The following is a 15,696-nucleotide window of genomic DNA, read 5'->3' on the forward strand; positions in this document are numbered from 1 at the left end:
CACATGTCCGAGATAGTCGGCTTCGCCGCCCTCTCCCACTCCCCCTTCTGGAACGGTTCGTTCCCTGCCGAGGCCACCCCCGAGACCCTTGGTGCCCGGTTCACCACGGCCGCCGCCCGCCTCCGTGACCTGGTCGCCGACCTCGCGCCCGACGCGGTGGTGATCTTCGGCCCGGACCACTTCCGCAACTTCTTCCTCGACGTCATGCCGTCCTTCTGCGTCGGCGTCGGCGAGATCGTCGGCTGCGGCGACTACGGCACGCACAAGGGCGCGGTGCCGCACGCCGAGGGCATCGGCCGGCACATCGCCGAGAGCGCCCAGGCCGCCGGCTTCGATCCCGCGTTCTCCGTGCGCATGGGCGTGGACCACGGCATCGTGCAGCCCTACCAGGTGCTGTGGCCCGGTCTCGACGTGCCCGTGGTGCCGGTCATGGTCAACTGCAGCGCGGACCCGCGGCCCTCCTTCCGCCGCTGCTTCGACTTCGGTCTGGCGGTCGGCGACGCCGTCCGTGCCCTGCCGGGCGACCGGCGCGTGCTGGTGCTGGCCTCGGGTGGGCTGTCGCACTGGGTGAAGGCGCTCTCGGTCGAGGACGAGGCGCTCGACGCGAGCACGCGCGAGTACCTGGTGGACGGCCGCGACCGTGTCGACGCCTACAACGCCTCCCGTGAGGAGAGCCTGGCGCAGCGCATCGCGGACGGCCACGAAGGACCCGTCAACGCCGAGTGGGACCGCTGGTTCCTGGACCGGCTCGCCGCCGGCGACCACACGTCGTTGCTGGCCATGGATTCCCGGCAGGTCGAGGAGACCGCGGGCAACGGGGCCCACGAGGTGCGCGCCTGGCTCGCCGCGTGGGCGGCCTGGGGCGGACCCGTCGAGGTCCTCGGCTACGAGGCGGTACCGCGCTGGGTCACCGGCATGGGCGTCGTCGTGGGAAGCGCACAGCTGTGAACGAGGAAGGCACGCAGAGCATGGACATACCCGACTACACCACCGACGCCCACTTCGGGCTCGACGACAGCTGGGCCGAGACCGCGCCCGGGGAACTGACGCACTATCACGACCTGGGCGAGGGAACGCCCGTCACGTTCCTGCACGGTTCCGGGGCGGGCGTCTCCGCCGCCGCGAACTGGTGGCTGAACCTGCCGGACCTCGCCCGCGAGCACCGCACCGTCGCGCTCGACCTGCTGGGCTTCGGCCAGACCCGGCCCGCGCCCGACACCGCCTACGGCATCGACGCGTGGGTGCGGCACACCGTACGGCTGCTCGACACCCTGGGCATCGAGCGGACCTGGCTGGTCGGCAACTCCCTCGGCGGCTGGGTGGCGTTCCAGATGGCGCTGACCCACCCGGAGCGCCTCCTCGGCGTCGTCTCCATGGGCACCGGCGGTGCTCCGCGCACCGCCGCGCTGGCCCGCCACGCACGGCCCGAGGTCACCGAAGCGGGCATCCGCAAGGTGCTGAACGAGTTCGTCACCGAGCCGTCGCTGGTCACGGACGACCTCGTCGCCGCCCGCTACACCGCGGCCCGCGCACCGGGCGCCGAGGAACGCTTCGCCAGGGTCATCGAGGCCCGCGACCACGACCGGGTGCACCATCCGCTCGACATCGAGGCGCTGCGCGGGTTCGACCGGCCGGTGCTGCTCGTGCACGGCCGGGACGACACCGTCATCCCGGTGTCCCGCAGCCTGCAGCTCGCCGAGGTGCTTCCCCGGGCCGACCTGCACCTCTTCTCCCGGTGCGGCCACTGGAGCCAGGTCGAGAAGGCGCCTCAGTTCAATGCGCTGGTCGGTCAGTTCCTGCGGCTACACTCTGGCGGCTGACCGGCAGACGGACCCTCCCGCCGACAACGCGCGACGGACGTGCCGGGCCGGCCGCCCCGCGCCGGCCGCGGAAGACAACCCCCGAAGGAGGAGCCAGGGTGGCTCGCAACGATCAGGTGGCACCCATCGCCGAGGGCGACTTCATCCAGTCCCTCGGCAAGGGACTGGCGGTCATCCGGGCCTTCTCGGCCGAGCGCAAGTCGATGACCCTCAGTGAGGTCGCGGCCGTCACCGGCATATCGAAACCGAGTGCCCGGCGCATCGTCCTGACCCTGCAGTCGCTCGGGTACATGAGCAACACCGACGGCGCCTTCCGGCTGCTGCCGAAGGTGCTCGACCTCGGCTACGCCTACATCTCCTCCTTCGAGCTGCCCGAGATCGCCCAGCCGCACCTCGACGCGCTCAACGAGCAACTGGGCGAGGTGTGCTCCCTGGGCGTCCTGGACGGCGGCGACGTGATCTACCTCGCGCGTTCCCAGTCCAAGCGCGTCATGAGCACCACCATCCGCATCGGTTCGCGCATCGACCCGACCGCGACCGCCGTGGGACGGGTGCTCCTCGCCCACCTCCCGGAAGCCGAGCTGACGTCCTTCCTGGACACGCACACCTTCCAGGCCTACACCGAGCACACCGTGACCGACCCGGACCTGGTGCGTGCCCGCCTGGCTCGCATCCGCGACCGCGGCTGGGAACTGGCCGATCAGGAGAAGGAGCTCGGCGTACGCACCATCGCCGCCCCGATCACCGACACCAGCGGTGAAACGGTGGCCGCCGTCAACATCGCCACCAACTACATGCGGGTGTCCATGGACAGGCTGCTGGACGAGTTCCTGACCGCCCTGTTGGACACCGCCGCACACATCAGGAACGACCTCGCCGACTACCGGTGAGCCACCCGGTCTTCCACGACCCCCGGAAAGCGAAACACACCCATGCTCGACTCCGCGCAACGACAAGCGATCGCCGACGAACTCGCCGAGGCCACCCGCACCCGCACTCCCATACCCCTGATCAGCGCCCGCTACCCGGAGATGGAGGTCGAGGACTCCTACGCGGTGCAGAACCTGTGGGCCGACCGGCAGACCGCCGCCGGCCGGCGGGTCGTCGGCCGCAAGATCGGGCTCACCTCGAAGGCCATGCAGGCAGCCACCGGCATCACCGAACCCGACTACGGTGTCGTCTTCGACGACATGGTCCTGGAGAACGGCTGCGAGATCCCCTGGGAGCGCTACACCCACCCGCGGATCGAGGTGGAACTCGCCTTCAAGCTCAACGCCGACCTCGACGGGCCGGGGTGCACCGTGTTCGACGTCCTCTCCGCGACCGAGTACGTCGTCCCCGCCCTGGAGATCCTCGACTCCCACATCGAGCTGAAGGGCCGCACCATCGTGGACACCATCAGCGACAACGCCGCGATGGGGGCGATGGTGGTCGGCGGCAACCCGGTCAAGCCGGACTCCGTCGACCTGCGCTGGATCGGCGCCCTGTTGTACCGCAACCAGACCGTCGAGGAGACGGGCCTGGCGGCCGGCGTCCTCAACCACCCCGCATCCGGCGTCCACTGGCTGGCCAACAAGCTTGCCCGGCACGGCAGCGGCCTCAAGGCCGGTGACCTGGTCCTCGCCGGCTCCTTCACCCGCCCCGTCCACGTACAGAAGGGTGACACCTTCCTCGCCGACTACGGACCGCTGGGAACGATCACGTGCACGTTCGCATGACCCCCGACCCCACTTTCCTCGACGCCCTCGCCGCGGCCGACCGGCCGCTGACGGGCATGTGGCTGTGCACCGGCAGTCCGCTGGTCGCCGAGATCTGCGCCGGCTCCGGGCTCGACTGGCTCCTCATCGACGCCGAACACAGCCCCAACGGCCTCGACTCGGTCCTCGCCCAACTCCAGGCGGTGCGCGGATACGGTCCCGTCCCGGTCGTGCGACCGCCCGCCCTCGACACGGTGACCATCAAGCAGTACCTCGACCTCGGCGCGCAGAACCTGCTCATCCCGATGGTCGACACCGCTGAGGAGGCCCGGCAGGCCGTCGCCGCGATGCACTACCCGCCCCGCGGCGTCCGCGGCGTGGGCGCGGCCCTCGCCCGCGCCTCCCGCTGGAACGGCATCGACTCCTACCTGCACACCGCCGACGGGACGTGCTCCCTCACCGTGCAGATCGAGTCCGAGGAAGCCGTGGCCAACGTGGAGGAGATCCTCGCGGTCGAGGGAGTCGACGCCGTCTTCATCGGCCCCTCCGATCTCGCCGCCTCGATGGGCCTCCTGGGCCAACAAGAACACCCGGACGTGATGCGGTCCGTCGAGCACTGCCTCACCGCCGCGCACCGGGCCGGCAAGCCCGCGGGCGTCAACGCCTTCAACGAGGGGACGGCCCGCCACTACCTCAGCGCGGGAGCCCGCTTCGTCCTCGTCGGCGCAGACGTCACACTGCTGGCACAGGGCAGCCGAGCACTTGCCGCTCGCTTCGCCACCGAGGGGAACCACTGAAGCGCCCCTGTTCCCGTCGGCCGGTCGACCGGACCGTTCCGGTGCATCCGTCGGTGACCGGGCAGATGCCGTTGCCGTGAGCGGCCGGTGAGCGGGGGCCGGGGCGGCGGAACCTGGCCCCCTCGCAAAGCACCGCGCTTCGTTCTTTCCCAGCCGCTCCGGGCCGCGCGGTTGTCGGGGCACCGTCCTGCGGCCGAATCGCCGATCGCGGAACGGTGCCGTCCGGCGGTTCCCGGGCAACGCTGTGGAGGAACCGGGCGGGGGGGGAGTAGGCGGATTCAGGACGCCGGGCCGCCGACTTCACCCACGTCACCACCTTCGCCGGCGTCGTCCACGTCGCCTTCGTCGTGGACGCCTTCTCCCGGCGGATCGTCGGCTGGTCCGCCGCCACCACCAAGGAGACCAGGCTCGTCCCCAGGTCATGCCCGCAAGGGTGCGGGCGGCGCGAAGGGCAGGGCCGTGAAGGGTGAGGGGAGTCGTCGGGAAGGGTCTGCGGCGGCGCACCCTGCCCGCTCTGTGGCGATGGCCGCCCGCCACTCGGGCCCGTCCCCGGCGCACCGTGCGAACCGGCACCGCGCGCCACCGTTCTTCCGCGCGTCCTCATCGCGGCCCGCAACTCGGCCCGGGCCGTGGTTTTCGACGTCGCGCCGGCCCTCTCAGGTCAGGGCCGACAGAACCGAGATACGGAAGAGACGTTTGTTCGGGCGCGATTGGTGCACACGATGAGCTAACACAACCTTTACACGACGGAGCGGAGACACCCCATGGGCATCATTGCGTGGATCATCATCGGCCTGCTCGCCGGCGTCATCGCCAAGGCCCTGATGCCGGGCAAGGACCCCGGCGGCATCATCATCACCATGCTGATCGGCATCGCCGGCGGTCTGCTCGGCGGCTGGCTCGGCAAGGTCATCTTCGGTGTCGATTCCATCGACGGGTTCTTCGAACTCTCCACCTGGATCGCCGCGATCGTCGGATCCCTCATCCTGCTCGCGCTCTACCGCCTCATCGTCGGCAACCGACACTCGCACCGTCACGCATGACCCGTTGAAGGCATACGCCTTCGAACCCGTCTGGACGGCTCCCCCTTGTTCGCAGGAGCGGGAGCCGTCAGGGTGTACGGACGGCGCGCTTCGGGCGGGAGCCGATCACCACCGCGTCCGGGCATTGCGGCCTGGTGGCCGGCCCGCCGGCAGCCCGCTGCCGGCGGGCCGGCCACTGCGACGGCGTCTCCGCGTGGGACAGGCCGCTGTCACCGGCCGGGGCGAAGGCCTCACGTCGCCGTCGCTCGTGTGTCCGGCCCGGCCCCGTCGGTCGACCGGAGCAGTGCGGTCAGTTCCTTCTTGAGCACCTTGCCGCTGGAGCCCAGGGGAAGCCGGTCGAGGAAGACCACCCGCCGTGGGCGCCGGTACGCCGCGATGTTCCGTTTGCCCCACGCCACGAGGGAATCCGCCAGCGCCGCGTCCGGTGCCCGGCCGTCCCGCAGCACCACCACCGCGCACACCTCCTGGCCGTGGACCGGGTCCGGGACCCCCACCACCGCGACCCGGGCGACGGCGGGATGCCGGAGCAGCGCGTCCTCGACCTCGCGGGGGTAGACGTTGTACCCGTCCCGGAGGATCACGTCCTTCTTGCGGTCGACGATGGTCAGGTACCCCTCGTCGTCCAGCAGTCCCAGGTCACCGGTGCGGAACCAGCCGTCGGTGAACGCGGCGGCCGTGGCGCGGGGGTCGTCGACGTATCCGGCCATCAGGTTGTGCCCGCGGACGACGATCTCGCCGACCTCTCCGGCGGGAAGCGGCTCGATGGCGTCCTCCACCGTGGACCGGGCTATGGCGACCTCGACGCCCCAGATCGGTTTGCCGACCGTGCCGGGCTTTCGCGGCCAGTCCCGCTGGTTGTAGGCGACGCAGGGGGACGTCTCGGTGAGGCCGTACCCCTCGTAGACCGGGCAGCCGAAGGCGGCCTCGAACTCGGCGAGGGTGTGCGCCGGCAGGGCGGAGCCCCCGGAATAGGCGCGGTCCAGCCTCGGCCTCGCGGGACGGCGGGAGGCCGCCTCGATGAGGGCGAAGTACATCGTGGGCACCCCCATGAGGACCGTGCAGCCCTCGGTCTCCATCAGGTCGAGCGCCCCTTCGGCGGTGAACCGCCGCATCAGCACCAGGGTCGCCCCGGCGCGGAAGGACGTCCCCATGCCGCAGATCTGGCCGAACGTGTGGGAGAGCGGAAGGCAGCCGAGCAGTACGTCGCCGGCGCTCATCCCGAAGGGGGAGAGCATCGTGGTGCCGATGTTCATCACCAGGTTGAGGTGTGTGATCGCCGCTCCCTTGGGGCGGCCCGTGGTACCGGAGGTGTAGAGGATCACCGCGATGTCGCCCGGTGCGCGGGGCACCGGCCCCGCCACCGGGTCGGTGGCGGCCGCGAGTTCGTCGAGCGCGGGGTACCGGCGGCGGTCGTCGCCCGCGCCGACGGTGAGGACGGGTGCTCCGACGGTGAGGACGGGTGCGCCCGCCGCCTCGGCCGCCGCTTCCGCCTCCTCCAGCGACTCGGCCGAACAGACGAGGGCCCGGGCTTTCGAGTGCCGGAGGATGTGGGCGATGTCGTCGGCCTTCAGCAGCACGTTCACGGGTACGGCGGTCGCTCCGAGGGCGAGGATCGCGAAGTAGACCATCGGGAAGTGCGAGGAGTTGGTCACCAGCAGGCCGATCCGGTCACCGGGGCCGATCCCCCGCTCGCGCAGTACCGCGGCGTACCGGAGCGCCGAGCGCCAGAGGGAGCCGTAGGAGATGCGCTCGGGGCCCGCGACCACCGCGGTGCGATCCGGCCACCGGCCCGCGGAGTCCGAGAGGACCGTGGCCGCCGAAAGGGTCGCGCCTCCGGCCCCGGGCGTGTCCCCACCGCCGGTGGAAGGGCCGGTGAGAGTTCCGGAGTGCGCCGTGAACCGCTCCGCCGGGGAGTTTCCGTAAGCGCTCATCGTGGCTCCGCTTCACTCCGCTTCGTATACCGGTAAACGGCCGCGACCGGCCGGACGACAGCATGAAACGTCTTCTGTGCAAGACCCGCGGTGGATCCTAGGATGAGCCCGACCCGTTGGGAAGCGAAAAGGAGCGGACCTTGGACATGTCCTTGTACATGGACTTCTTCGTGCGCCTCGCCCACGAAACCGGTGACCGGAAGAGAGAGTTCCTGGAACTCGGCCGCAAGGCGGGCCGATTCCCCGCGGCAAGCACCTCGGATGGCGAAATCTCCGTCTGGTGCAGCAACGACTATCTCGGTATGGGGCAGCATCCGGACGTCCTTGACGCCATGAAGCGCGCCGTGGACGAATACGGCGGAGGGTCCGGGGGTTCACGGAACATCGGCGGGACCAATCACTGCCATGTGGCTCTGGAGCGCGAGTTGGCCGAGCTGCACGGAAAGGAGGACGCTGTTCTCTTCACCTCGGGATATTCCGCCAACGAAGGAGCGCTGTCGGTGCTGGCCGGTGTCATCGACGGCTGCCAGGCGTTCTCGGATTCGGCGAACCACGCGTCCATCATCGATGGATTACGGCACAGCGGCGCCCGCAAGTACATATTCCGACACAACGACGTTCAGCACTTGGAGGAGTTACTGGACGCGGCCGATCCGGACAGGCCGAAGTTCGTGGTCCTGGAGTCCGTGCACTCGATGCGGGGCGACATCGCCCCACTGGCCGAGATCGCCGGCCTGGCCAAGCGGTACGGAGCCGTCACCTTCCTCGACGAGGTGCACGCGGTCGGTATGTACGGCCCGGGCGGAGCGGGCATCGCGGCCCGGGCCGGCCTGGACTCCGAGTTCACGGTGGTGATGGGGACCCTCGCCAAGGCCTTCGGCATGACGGGTGGCTATGTCGCGGGACCTGCCGTGCTCATGGACGCGGTGCGCGCCCACGCCCGTTCCTTCATCTTCACCACGGCGCTGCCGCCGGCGGTCGCGGCGGGCGCGCTCGCCGCGGTGCGGCATCTGCGCGGCTCGGACGTGGAGCGCAAGCGGCTGGCGCACAACGCGCGGCTGACGCACGGTCTGCTCCGCGAGCGGGGCATTCCCGTGCTGTCGGACGAGTCCCACATCGTCCCGGTCCTGGTCGGTGAGGACCGGATGTGCCAGCGGATGTCGGTCCTGCTGCTGGAACGGCACGGCATGTACGTCCAGGCCATCAACGCGCCCAGTGTCCCGGTGGGTGAGGAGATCCTGCGGGTCGCGCCCTCGGCGGCGCACGAGGCCGGCGAGATCCACCGGTTCGTGGACGCCCTGGACGGCATCTGGTCCGAACTGGGGGCCGCCCGGCACCTCTGAGGCCCCGTGGGTGTCATCCTCCGGGAGGGTTCGAAGAAGCGGGCCCGGTGTCCCCGCTTCCGCCTCCCGGGCCCGCGCCCGTCCAGATCCGGCCCATTTCGGCGGAGGCCGCCATGACCTCGTCGAAAGTGCCCGAGGCCTCCACCCGCCCGTCCTCGAGTACCACCACACGGTCGGCCGCGCGCAGCAGAGCGGGCCGGTGGGAGACCGCGAGCACGGTCCGTTTCCCGTCCAGCAGTCTCTCCCACAGCAGGTGCTCGGTCTCCGGGTCCAGGGCGCTGGAGACGTCGTCCATCACCAGAAGTTCAGGGCCGCCCGCCAGCATGCGGGCGAGGGCGACCCGCTGGATCTGCCCGCCCGAGAGACGCAGGCCGCGTGGTCCCACCACGGTGTCCGCGCCGTCCGGCATCGCCGCGAGGTCGGGTTCCATCACGGCCAGGCGCACGGCCTCGCCGAAGGCCGCACCGTCCCGGCCCAGCAGGACGTTCTCCCCCACCGTTCCGCTGAACAGGCGCGGGACCTGCGGGGTGTACCCGCAGCGCGGAGCCACCAGGAACGAGGCGGGGTCGGCGATCGGTTCGCCGTTCCACAGCACAGTGCCCCGGTCGTGCGGCAGCAGCCCGAGCACGGCCCGGACCAGGGTGCTCTTGCCGGAGCCGACCCGGCCGGTGATCACGGTGACGGTGTGCCGCTCCACCACCAGGTCCACGTCCTCTATGCCGTGGCCCGTCCCGGGGTGGCGGGCCGTCAGGCCGCGCACGGTCAGTTCCCGCAGGAGCGGGGCGGGTTCCGGCGCGGCGCCCGGGGCGGTGGCCCCCTCGGCCGTTCCTTCCGGCGCGTCCGGCGGGCCGGCCTGTTCCAGGGACCGCCGCAGCCGGCCGCCGAGGAACCCGGCGACCCGTCCGAGTGCCACCGAGACCCGCTGCAGCCGCACGGACAGCATGCCGATCGATCCCAGGGCCTCGGTCAGGATCTGCAGGTAGAAGGTGAACAGGGCGAGATCACCGACGCTGAAGGCCCCCTCGTCCATCCGGCCCGCGACCAGCAGCAGCACCACGCCGACCCCGATCGGGGCCGCGTTGCCGATCACCGTGCGCTGGACGACGGCGTACAGCTCCTCCCGTACCGCGGCTTCGGCACGGGCGCCGTTGAGCCGGGCAACGTGCGCGGTGACCTGCGGTTCGGCGGCGGCGGCCTGCACCGCGCCCACCGCCCCCACCATCTCCCTCAGAGCTCCCGCCACTTCCCCGGACGCGGCCCGGGTGGCCCGGCGGTGCCGCAGGAACCGGCTGTGGGCCAGCGCGGTGACCAGAGTCAGCACGACGAGGAGGGCGAGGAGTGCGCCGGTGACCACGGCGTCGATCCGCATCATCACCGTGACCGACGCGGCGACGAACAGCCAGTGGGCGAGATTCGTCGGTGCCCAGGCCACGAAGAAGCCCGTCTCGTCGACGTCCTCGCCCACCGTCCGCAGGGACTCACCGGGGGTGGTACGGGCCGTCACCTCCGGCCCGCGCAGGGCCGATCCCAGCAGGGCGTGCCGCAGCCGGGCCGTGGTGCCGTACTGGACCCGCGGCTCCAGCCTGTTGATCATCACCCCGAACTGGAGGAACAGCCGTCCCGCCTCGATCGCGGCCACCAGCGCGATGATCAGCCACACGCCGCCGTCCGCGCCCAGCGCGTCGAACAGCCGCTGGAACAGCAACCCCACGGCCAGAGTCCCCAGCCGCAGCAGGATCCACAGGCCGGTGAGGGTCCAGTAGGCGCGGGCCGAGCCGCGCAGCACGTCCGCGAGCCGTCCCAGGACGGACTGCCGCTCCGCACCCTCCTCCACACGGTCCCTGTCCCGGGCTGTCCGCCCCGCTCCCTCGTCCGTCCGCTCCACCCCTCGCACGTGATTGCCCTCCTGTTCCCTTCCCTCACCGGGCGGTTTCGGCCGTGCGGAGGAATTCGTGCAACCGCGACGAGGGGTCGGCCGCGAGGACGGCCCGCTCGCCCTCCTCCGCGACCTTCCCGCCGTCCCCCAGTACCAGGATCCGGTCGGCGTTCAGGAGCAGGTGCGGGCGGTGTTCCACCACGACGGCGGTCCTGCCCTCGAGCAGCCGCTCCAGCGCGGGCACCAGAAGCCGTTCGCTGTACGGATCCAGCCGGGCCGTCGGCTCGTCCATCAGGACCAGTCCCGGATCGCGCAGGAACACCCTGGCCAGTGCGAGCTGCTGCTCCTCACCCGCGGACATGCCGCGGGCTCCGGCGCCGAGCAGCGTGTCCAGGCCGTGGGGCAGGGCGCGCAGCCAAGGGCCGAGCCCGGCCTCGCCCAGCGCGGCACGCAGCCGGTCGTCGGGGACGGCGCGGTCGAAGAAGGTGAGGTTGTCACGCAGCGCGGCATGGAAGACGTGCACCTCCTGGGTGACCAGCGCGACCCGGCTGCGCAGCGCCCGGAGGTCGGTCTTCGTCATGTCCAGGCCGCCGGCGGACACCGAGCCGGTCACGGGGTGGTGGAGCCCGAACAGCAGCCGGACGACGGTGGACTTGCCGCTGCCGGTGCGTCCCACGACACCGAGGCGTTCGCCGGGGCGCAGGATGAAGGAGACGTCCTGCAGCACCGGTTCGTCGGGCTCGTAGCAGAACGAGACCCGGTCGAAGCGGACTCCGGGGCGTCCGGCCGGCAGTGCCCCGCCTCCCGTGCGGCGCTCCGTCCTGTGGCCCGGCAGGTCCTTGGGACCCGTCCCGTGGCCCAACAGGTCCCTCAGCCGCTGGACGCTCGCGGCGGCGTCCTCGAGGTCCCGGAAGCGGGTGGTGACCGCGAGCAGAGGGCGGCGCAGCAGCATGGCGTAGGACAGGGAGGCGAAGGCCGTCCCGGTGGAGAGCTGTCCGCGGGAGTGCAGCCAGGCACTGACCGCCAGGGCCAGGACGACGCTGACGGCGGACAGGCCCTGCACCGTGGCGGGCCAGCGGACCGAGGCGCGGGCCGCGTCCCGGGCCCTTCGGTACAGATCCTCCTGCCGGTCGCCGAGTTGCCGCAGCGTGTACCGCGAGGCTCCGTTGGCGCGGAGATCCTCCGCCGCCGCGAGGCGTTCCTCGAGGAAGCCCTGGAGGTCCGCCGCGACCCGCTGCCGTGCGGTGACGAAGGGCATGGCTCGGCCCACCAGGGACCGCAGGAGCAGGAGGGTGCCGGCCGCGAACGGGGCGAACACCAGGGCCAGTCGCCACTCCAGCCGGAACAGGGCGACGAGGATGCCGACGATCAGCAGCGCCTGTGCCAGCAGTTCCAGGAGCAGCGCCGACATCACCGCGGCGAGCCGGGTGACGTCGCCGTCCATCCGCTCGACGAGTTCGCCGGGCGGATGCTCGCGGTAGAAGTCCGGTGGCCGGCTCAGGCAGTGTCCGACCAGGTCCGCGCGCAATCGGTTGGTGCTGCGCCAGGCGATCCGTGAGGACAGCGCCTCGGTGCCCGTGGTGACCACGAGCACCCCGACGGCGGCCACCAGGGACCAGGCGGCGAGGTCCCTCAGCGTCTCTTGGGAGTCGCCGGAGAGCGTCCCGTCGATGAACCCGCGCAGCAGGTAGGGCGCCACCAGCTGGAGGCCTATTCCGGAAGGCACCAGCAGAGCGAGCAGCGCCATGGCGGTCCGTTCGCCGCGCAGGTAGCGGACAAGCATGGAAAGGTGCCGTAACGGGCTGCCTGCCAACGCGTCCCTCCCCCATTCGCCCCGCGGCGAACGGCCAGCATAAAGTCCTGTGCGACTCCTTGTGAATGACGCCTCGGCGACGGTGGCCAAAATGTGTTCATTCTGCGGAAATGCCGATAGCGGACGCAGCCCCGGGCAGGCGCCTCAGCGCGCTATTGCTCGTGATTGACGCGTGCTGTTAGACTCCCCAGGCCTCTTGGTCCGGACATGCGTTTCTCGATGCCGAAGGCGACGCCAAAAGCCTGGTCAGCCGCGCTTTTCAACGCCGCACGGCGCGACGGCGGCCACGCGAGTCGCCCGGTCGAGCCGGAGGCGGACGCGCGCGTACGTGCACCACAATGCACCGCCCAAGCACCGCCTTGATCAGCCATATGTGAGCGAAACAAGGGGGATTCGTGTCGAGCGACACACGCAGAACGGACCTGCCGGACGACAACGTTCTGATCACCGGCGCAGCCGGTTTCATCGGGTCGCATCTTGTGACCGAATTGAGGAGTTCCCACAGAAACGTTGTGGCGTTGGACCGGAGGCCCCTACCGGACGACTCGGAGAGGCAGTCGCCGTCTCTTTCCGGATCGCTCCGGACCATACGCGGCGACCTCAACTCATTGAATCTGGCGGACTGCCTGAAAAACACCTCGACGGTCTTCCACCTGGCCGCATTACCCGGGGTCCGCCCGTCGTGGACCCAATTCCCCGAGTACCTCCAGTGCAACGTGCTGGCGACCCAGCGCCTGCTGGAAGCCTGTGTGCAGGCAGGCGTGGAACGCGTGGTGGTCGCCTCGTCCTCCAGCGTGTACGGCGGCGCGGACGGCATGATGAGCGAGGACGACCTGCCCCGTCCGCTCTCCCCCTACGGGGTCACCAAACTCGCCGCGGAGCGGCTGGCCCTGGCCTTCGCCGCCCGCGGCGACGCCAAGCTCTCGGTCGGCGCCCTGAGGTTCTTCACCGTCTACGGTCCCGGCCAGCGACCGGACATGTTCATCTCCCGTCTGATCCGGTCGACGCTGCGGAACGAACCCATCGAGATCTACGGCGACGGAACCCAGATCCGCGACTTCACCCACGTGTCCGACGTGGTGCGAGCGCTGGTGTCGACCGCGGCGGTCCGGGACCGGGGCAGCGCGGTCCTGAACATCGGCACCGGGAGCGCCGTCTCGGTCAACGAAGTGGTCTCCATGACCGCCGAGTTGACCGGCCTGCGCCCGTGCACCACGTACGGCTCCGCCCGCATCGGCGACGTCCGCTCGACCACCGCCGATGTACGGCGGGCCGCGGACGTCCTGGGCTTCACGGCCCGGACGGGTCTGCGGGAAGGTCTCGCCACCCAGATCGAGTGGACCCGGCGGTCGTCGGTCCGCGCACAGGACACCGTCCCGGTCGGCGGCTCCTCGGCGTCCACGCCGCGGCTGTAGACGGCATGTGCGGCTTCGTCGGATTCAGTGACGCCGGCACCGGGCGGGAGAACGCGCGGGCCACGGCCGAGCACATGCTCGCCGCCGTGGCGCACCGCGGACCCGACGGCTCGGACTGGCTCCACCACCGCGGTGTCACCCTCGCGCACTGCGCCCTGACCTTCACCGACCCGGACCACGGCACACAGCCGTTCGTCTCCGCGTCGGGAGCCACCGCCCTGGTGTTCAACGGCGAGATCTACAACCACGTCGAGCTGCGTGCCGAAGTCCGGGCAGCCGGTGTCACGTTGCGCACCGGCAGCGACACCGAGGTCCTGGTGGAACTGTACGAGTTGCGGGGAAAGCGGATGTTCGACCGGCTGCGGGGCATGTTCGCCTTCGCGCTGCACGACGCCCGCACCGGCACCACCGTGCTGGCCCGCGACCCGATGGGCAAGAAGCCCCTCTACTACACCCTCGTGCCGGACGGCGTCGCCTTCGCGTCCGAACTCACCGCCCTGCTGCGGCACCCCGCCGCACCGCGCACCCCGAACGTCCGGGCGCTCGCCGACTACCTGGTGTTCCAGGCGTTCTGCGCCCCCGCCTCGGCCGTGTCGGGGGTGCACAAGGTGCGCGCCGGCAGCTGCGTCACCTACGAGCGCGGAGAACTGAGCGAGACCGAGTTCTGGCGGCCCCGCCTGGCCCCCGACACCCGGCCGCACCGCGGTCCCGGACGGCGGGAGGCCGCCCGGCGGTTCGAGGAGCTCTTCCGTGCCGCGGTCGCCCGCCGTGTGACCAGCACCGACCGCCGCCTCGGCGTTCTGCTCAGCGGCGGTCTGGACTCCAGTGCGGTGGCCGCGGTGGCCCAGCAGCTCACGCCGGGCCGGCCGGTGCCCACCTTCAGCGCGGGGTTCGAGGACCCGGACTTCGACGAGAGCGACCATGCCCTGGCGGTGGCACGCCATCTGGGCACCGAGCATCATGTGGTGAGGATCGGCGGACCCGACCTCGCGGGTGTGGTGGAGTCGGAACTGGCCTTCGCCGACGAGCCGTTGGCCGACCCCTCCCTGCTGCCCATGCGCCTGGTCTGCCGGGCGGCCCGTGAACACGTCCGGGGCGCTCTCACCGGTGACGGCGCGGACGAACTGCTGCTGGGATACCGCTACTTCCAGGCCGAGCGGGCGATCGAGCTGCTGCTGCGCGTCCTTCCGGCCCCTCGCCTGGAGGCTCTCGTCCACCTGCTGGCCCGGCGGCTGCCGGCCCGTTCCGGCAACCTCCCCGCGGCGGCGGCCCTCGGCCTGCTGGCCAAGGGACTGCGCGCGTCCCCGGAGCACCGGTTCTACCTCTCGACGGCCCCCTTCGCCCCGGGCCAGCTGCCGCGGTTGCTCACTCCCGGGGCCGGGGCCGAACTGGCCGGGCACGACCCGTTCGCCGAGGTGTCGCGCCTCCTTCGGGGGCAGCCCGGTCTCTCCGGGGTCCAGCTCAGCCAGCTCGCCGTGACGACCCACTTCCTGCGGGACGTGATCCTCACCAAGACGGACCGGGGCGGCATGCGCAGCGCCCTCGAACTGCGTTCCCCCTTCCTCGACCTGGACCTGGTCGAGTACGGCAACTCCCTGCCCACCGGCCTGAAACTGCACCGCTTCACCGGAAAGCACCTGCTGCGGCGGGTCGCCGCCGGCTGGCTTCCCCCCTCCGTCGTGCGGCGGACCAAGCTGGGCTTCCGCGCGCCGATGGCGGCCCTGCTCCGCGGCGAGCTGCGGCCCCTGCTGCTGGACACCCTCTCCACGGCGGCCCTGCGCCGGGGCGGCCTGTTCGACCCCGGGGCGGTGCGTCTGCTGATCGACGACCACATCGGCGGCCGGCGGGACACCTCCCGCAAGTTGTGGGCCCTCCTGGTCTACCAGCTCTGGTTCGAGAGCCTGACGGCCCGGCCCCGCGCCTCCGAATCCCCCGCGTACCCGGCCCTCTCCTAGGAGACC

The 15,696-nt window shown here is 71.1% G+C and carries 12 protein-coding genes; 9 read left to right on the forward strand and 3 right to left on the reverse strand.

The window, feature by feature from the left end; translation table 11 throughout:
* The first annotated feature begins 3 nt into the window (after nucleotides 1-3).
* From ACIF80_RS33080 to ACIF80_RS33105, 6 genes are all read left to right on the forward strand, one after another.
* Nucleotides 4-948: a 2,3-dihydroxyphenylpropionate 1,2-dioxygenase gene (locus ACIF80_RS33080; RefSeq protein ID WP_399811518.1), complete on the forward strand. Its 945-nt coding sequence runs from the start codon at nucleotides 4-6 to the stop codon at nucleotides 946-948.
* Nucleotides 949-968: 20 nt separating this feature from the next.
* Complete coding sequence (locus tag ACIF80_RS33085; protein ID WP_399811521.1) at nucleotides 969-1,820, forward strand: alpha/beta fold hydrolase; 852 nt, start codon at nucleotides 969-971, stop codon at nucleotides 1,818-1,820.
* 98 nt (nucleotides 1,821-1,918) lie between these two features.
* Complete coding sequence (locus tag ACIF80_RS33090) at nucleotides 1,919-2,710, forward strand: IclR family transcriptional regulator C-terminal domain-containing protein (RefSeq protein ID WP_399811524.1); 792 nt, start codon at nucleotides 1,919-1,921, stop codon at nucleotides 2,708-2,710.
* 42 nt (nucleotides 2,711-2,752) lie between these two features.
* Entirely contained in the window at nucleotides 2,753-3,538 is a 786-nt protein-coding gene (gene hpaH / locus ACIF80_RS33095) for a 2-oxo-hept-4-ene-1,7-dioate hydratase (RefSeq protein ID WP_399811526.1), read from the forward strand.
* Complete coding sequence (locus ACIF80_RS33100) at nucleotides 3,523-4,314, forward strand: HpcH/HpaI aldolase/citrate lyase family protein (protein WP_399811529.1); 792 nt, start codon at nucleotides 3,523-3,525, stop codon at nucleotides 4,312-4,314. The genes hpaH and ACIF80_RS33100 overlap by 16 nt, the downstream gene beginning before the upstream one ends.
* 764 nt (nucleotides 4,315-5,078) lie before the next feature.
* Nucleotides 5,079-5,357, forward strand: coding sequence for a GlsB/YeaQ/YmgE family stress response membrane protein (locus tag ACIF80_RS33105; protein ID WP_399811531.1), 279 nt, complete (start codon nucleotides 5,079-5,081; stop codon nucleotides 5,355-5,357).
* A 230-nt stretch (nucleotides 5,358-5,587) separates the two neighbouring features.
* Here the strand turns inward: ACIF80_RS33105 and ACIF80_RS33110 are convergent, their stop codons facing one another.
* Nucleotides 5,588-7,288 (reverse strand): long-chain fatty acid--CoA ligase, encoded by a 1,701-nt coding sequence (locus ACIF80_RS33110; protein ID WP_399811533.1) that lies wholly within the window; start codon nucleotides 7,286-7,288, stop codon nucleotides 5,588-5,590.
* Nucleotides 7,289-7,434: 146 nt separating this feature from the next.
* Here ACIF80_RS33110 and hemA point away from each other — a divergent pair, with 146 nt between their 5' ends.
* On the forward strand, nucleotides 7,435-8,631 hold the full coding sequence (gene hemA, locus ACIF80_RS33115) for a 5-aminolevulinate synthase (RefSeq protein ID WP_399811715.1): 1,197 nt from the start codon (nucleotides 7,435-7,437) through the stop codon (nucleotides 8,629-8,631).
* 13 nt (nucleotides 8,632-8,644) lie between these two features.
* Here hemA and ACIF80_RS33120 read toward each other — a convergent pair whose 3' ends face one another.
* Both ACIF80_RS33120 and ACIF80_RS33125 read right to left on the reverse strand, forming a co-directional pair.
* On the reverse strand, nucleotides 8,645-10,465 hold the full coding sequence (locus tag ACIF80_RS33120; RefSeq protein WP_399811536.1) for an ATP-binding cassette domain-containing protein: 1,821 nt from the start codon (nucleotides 10,463-10,465) through the stop codon (nucleotides 8,645-8,647).
* Nucleotides 10,466-10,550: 85 nt separating this feature from the next.
* Entirely contained in the window at nucleotides 10,551-12,290 is a 1,740-nt protein-coding gene (locus tag ACIF80_RS33125) for an ABC transporter ATP-binding protein (protein WP_399811538.1), read from the reverse strand.
* 425 nt (nucleotides 12,291-12,715) lie between these two features.
* Here ACIF80_RS33125 and ACIF80_RS33130 point away from each other — a divergent pair, with 425 nt between their 5' ends.
* Together ACIF80_RS33130 and asnB are read left to right on the forward strand one after the other, a co-directional pair.
* Entirely contained in the window at nucleotides 12,716-13,735 is a 1,020-nt protein-coding gene (locus tag ACIF80_RS33130; RefSeq protein WP_399811541.1) for an NAD-dependent epimerase/dehydratase family protein, read from the forward strand.
* Between the two features lie 5 nt (nucleotides 13,736-13,740).
* Nucleotides 13,741-15,690 carry an asparagine synthase (glutamine-hydrolyzing) gene (gene asnB / locus ACIF80_RS33135; protein WP_399811545.1) on the forward strand — a complete coding sequence of 650 codons (1,950 nt, stop codon included), beginning with the start codon at nucleotides 13,741-13,743 and terminating at the stop codon, nucleotides 15,688-15,690.
* The last annotated feature ends 6 nt before the right edge of the window (nucleotides 15,691-15,696 follow it).

This window comes from Streptomyces sp. NPDC085927, assembly GCF_044540975.1.
GTDB lineage: Bacteria > Actinomycetota > Actinomycetes > Streptomycetales > Streptomycetaceae > Streptomyces > Streptomyces hirsutus.

Excerpts from the sequence above, each read along its gene's own strand:
- ACIF80_RS33085 (WP_399811521.1), top strand. The coding sequence starts at position 969 with ATGGACATACCCGACTACACCACCGACGCCCACTTCGGGCTCGACGAC.
- ACIF80_RS33105 (WP_399811531.1), top strand. The coding sequence starts at position 5,079 with ATGGGCATCATTGCGTGGATCATCATCGGCCTGCTCGCCGGCGTCATC.
- hemA (WP_399811715.1), top strand. The coding sequence starts at position 7,435 with ATGTCCTTGTACATGGACTTCTTCGTGCGCCTCGCCCACGAAACCGGT.
- ACIF80_RS33125 (WP_399811538.1), bottom strand. The coding sequence starts at position 12,290 with ATGCTTGTCCGCTACCTGCGCGGCGAACGGACCGCCATGGCGCTGCTC.
- asnB (WP_399811545.1), top strand. The coding sequence starts at position 13,741 with ATGTGCGGCTTCGTCGGATTCAGTGACGCCGGCACCGGGCGGGAGAAC.
- hpaH (WP_399811526.1), top strand. The coding sequence starts at position 2,753 with ATGCTCGACTCCGCGCAACGACAAGCGATCGCCGACGAACTCGCCGAG.
- ACIF80_RS33110 (WP_399811533.1), bottom strand. The coding sequence starts at position 7,288 with ATGAGCGCTTACGGAAACTCCCCGGCGGAGCGGTTCACGGCGCACTCC.
- ACIF80_RS33080 (WP_399811518.1), top strand. The coding sequence starts at position 4 with ATGTCCGAGATAGTCGGCTTCGCCGCCCTCTCCCACTCCCCCTTCTGG.